2 protein-coding genes and 1 pseudogene are annotated in these 3,275 nt (G+C 68.3%); 1 reads left to right on the forward strand and 2 read right to left on the reverse strand.

Annotated features, from left to right (window positions below):
* Positions 1-112, reverse strand: a pseudogene (locus tag AB0442_RS42015) (IS5/IS1182 family transposase); the annotation flags it as partial.
* Positions 113-454: 342 nt separating this feature from the next.
* On the opposite strand from AB0442_RS42015, the gene AB0442_RS42020 reads away from it, so the two are divergent.
* Complete coding sequence (locus AB0442_RS42020) at positions 455-667, forward strand: hypothetical protein (protein WP_366168784.1); 213 nt, start codon at positions 455-457, stop codon at positions 665-667.
* A 135-nt stretch (positions 668-802) separates the two neighbouring features.
* Here AB0442_RS42020 and AB0442_RS42025 read toward each other — a convergent pair whose 3' ends face one another.
* Positions 803-3,154: a ricin-type beta-trefoil lectin domain protein gene (locus tag AB0442_RS42025; RefSeq protein WP_366168785.1), complete on the reverse strand. Its 2,352-nt coding sequence runs from the start codon at positions 3,152-3,154 to the stop codon at positions 803-805.
* Between the last annotated feature and the right edge of the window lie 121 nt (positions 3,155-3,275).

Raw genomic sequence — 3,275 nt, forward strand, 5'->3', positions numbered from 1 at the left:
GTTGCGACGGCCGGAGCTTGCAGCGCCGGTCACCCTCACGGGTGACAATCAGCATGGTGACCCACTCCACCAGCGCGTGCGGCAGGTCCAGTGATGCAGGATAGACAACCAACGAGGCTCTCCGGCCACCGAGTTGAGACGTCAGACATCTCACTCAACCGCCGGAGAGCCTCGCTCGTTCCGCTGCCCGCTGACGCCACCCAGCCGTCACCCGATCGGTGCCCGCGCTGAAAACGCTCAGTGATTCGAGACAGCCTTTACGGCGGCGCCAGCGCGCATCGTGGCGTCGGTGATGGATCCCTTCGCGCTCAATTCTGCGAACTGAGCGGCCCGGAGGCGGCGGAGCGCCAGCCAGACCGCGACGGTCGGCTGCGACGACCCGGACGGCGGGCGCGGCAACGGGCGGGAGCACGACGTCCTGGTCAGCGGGGGTGCGGCCGCCAGCGGGGGCAATGTGACGACGGCCGACTTCACCAAGGCCGGCTCGCAGGGTACCCACCTCATCAGGAGCTACCCCAACGACGCGGACGGTCGGCCCGGCGGTGACGGGACCACGGCGCCCGCGTACTGGACGGCCGACATCCACGTCGGGGGATCGCCCTCGCCGAACACCTACTCGGACGTCTGGGTGCTCTGTCTTAACTTCGACCGCAGGCACCAGAAGTGATGTCACCTCACCCGAGGTGAGACGGCGGTCGGCCTGGTACGGACTCCGGCGAGCCCGTACCAGGCCGATCGGCCGTTGGCCGGTGCGGTCGATCCGCCGCGGCGCGGTCAGTAGGCGATCACTGGCCGGTGATCATCATGGGAGCATCCATCGCTGGTTGGTGCTGCCGTGACAGTCCCAGATGATCAGCTGGGTGCCGTTGGTGGTGGATGCCCCAGGGTCGTCGAGGCAGCGGCCGGACTGGACGCCCTTGATGGTGCCGTCTGCCTGCGGCACCCACTGCTGGTTGGTGCCGCCGTTGCAGGCCCACAGCTCGACCAGTGTGCCGTTCAGGGTGCCCTGACCGGTGGCGTCCATGCACTTGCCGTTGTGGGTGAGGGTGCCGTTCGCCCAGGTCCATACCTGCGCGCTGCCGCTGGTGCAGTCCCACAGCTGGACGTGGGTGCCGTTGGTGCTGGAGTCGGCGTTGTCGTCCACACACTTGCCGGGCAGAGCGGAGGTGATGGGTCCGACGTGGGTGGCCGGCGTGCCGGGGGCGAGCGCGAAGTTATCGAACTGCTCGGTCCGGTAGTCGGTGACGCCGAGGCCGGCCTGGCCGTTGGTGAAGCTGAAGTCGGTGGCGCTGCCCACGGTGACGCCGTCCACGGCCGCCGAGAGGCTCGCGCCGTCGAGTTTGAGCGCGACGGTGTGCCAGCGGCCCGTACCCAGCGCGGTGGTGGTCCCGCTGGCGAGGGTGGTGAAAGTCCAGGTCGTGTCGCTCTTGTCGATGGACCAGGCGCCGGTGTCGCTGACCCGCAAGTGGTAGGCGTTGAGGCCGTTGTTGTTGCGGCCCTGCTGGTTGACCCGGCCGAGCAGCTCGACCGTGCCGGCCTGCTCGAAGAGCGTGTCCGCGGTGACGGTGTAGTTGGTCCAGCCGCCGTCGCCCGTGATCGTGTACGGGGCGTTGTACGGTTCGTCGGTCCAGCGGATCGGCGTGATCGCGGCCATCTGCCGCAGGCAGCTGCCGGTGCGGCCGCCGCCGCAGGCCACCACCTGGAAGGCGCCGTTCATGTCGGTGAAGTACTTCGGCGAGGTCGTGGTGGCCGGGGTCTCGAAGGAGTCTGCGTACGGGAGCGCGAGCGCGCCGGAGGCGGGCGGGGTCGCGGTGCCCTTGCCCTGGCCGGTGGTGGTCGTCACCGTGTAGAGGTAGCCGGGCTGGAGGGTGAGGCTGTACGCGCCGCCGGACGGGGTGACGTCCTGCTGCCGGACGAACCAGTCGGTGGAGCTGCCGGAGTTGAGGTTGGTGGCCCAGACATGGACCGGCCCGGTGGACAGGCCACCGGTGATGGTGAACGTGGCGCTCTGGGCGGCGGTGGCGTCCATGGTCTCGATGACGGTGCTGTAGTCCGAGTTGTTCGTCGACTTCAGCGTCACATAGCTGCCGTTGGCGCGGTTGCCGCCCAGGTAGCCGCCGGCGGAGTCGATGTAGTGCCAGCCGGGCCTGGTGAACTGCGTGGTGTGCGCGGTGACCCAAGTGGTCTTGCCGATGCTGTAGTTGCCGGACCACGGCTGGTTGGCGATCGACATGCCGTCGGTGGAGAAGAACAGGTTCGGGTAGAGCGCGGCGATGACGGGCCAGTTGAAGAAGCCGGTCATCTTGCCGTCGAGGTAGTCGCGGTTGATCGCCCGGGCCACCGCGGCCGCGCCGGTGTCGGCGTCCTCGGAGCCGTTCTCGCTCGCCCACAGCGGCTTGCCGAGCGCCTGCGCGTTGGTGGTGCTGTTGCAGGTCGTGTAGTTGCCGAGGTAACCGCAGGGGTAGTGGACGCCGACGATGTCGACCGCGTTCTTGAACGCCGGATCGGTGGCCATGGCGTCGGCCACGCCCCAGTCGCTGTCGGCGGCGACGACCTTAGTGGTGTAACCCTTGGACGTCAGGGTGTTCTTGAGATTCACGTACCAGGCCTTGTTGTAGCCGCGCTCGTTCCAGCCGCCGAGGTAGTCGACGGTGAGGTTGTGCTGGGCGGCGCAACTCATCCAGGACATCAGGTAGTCGATGGTGTCCTGGGACCAGAAGTTGCCGCCGCCGATCCAGCCTGGGGCGCCCCAGGACAGGGCGGCGAACTTGATCTCCGGGTTGCGGGCCTTGGCCTGTTTGGCGAGCCACCACTCGTAGCCCTGGTTGCAGTCCACGGCACCGGCGGTGTGCTCGATGCTCGGCTCCGCGCCGTCGGTCGAGTTGGTGTCTCCGCCGATTTCCAGCTTGAGCAGTTGAAGGTTTGCCCCGTAGCCGGGCTTGAAGAGGTAGTCGAGCAGTTGGCTGCGCTGCGGCTCCGGGTAGTCGGCCAGCAGGCGGGAGTTCCCGCCGCCGCCGGAGATGGCACCGACCCCGTCGAGGGTCAGGCCCGGCCTGGTGCCGTCGACGGTGATGGCGGTGGTCGTCGAGGCCGCGGCCTGGGCGGTGGTGGGGGCGGTCAGGCCGGTCAGACTGCTCAGCAGCAGGCCGATCATCGCGGCTGCGGTTGTACGGGGACGCGCTAACAACTTGGTGCGCGATAGACGGGGAGTGTGGGGGGCGTCGTGGATGATCATGAGCCATGAGGTCGGAGTGGGCTCGTGGGGTGTTGTCGCA

Origin of the sequence: Kitasatospora sp. NPDC085895 (genome assembly GCF_040702125.1) — a bacterium.
Classification (GTDB): Bacteria; Actinomycetota; Actinomycetes; order Streptomycetales; family Streptomycetaceae; genus Kitasatospora; species Kitasatospora arboriphila.

Bases quoted from the DNA above. Each gene is read 5' to 3' on its own strand.
- AB0442_RS42025 (WP_366168785.1), bottom strand. From the start codon at position 3,154: ATGATCGGCCTGCTGCTGAGCAGTCTGACCGGCCTGACCGCCCCCACC.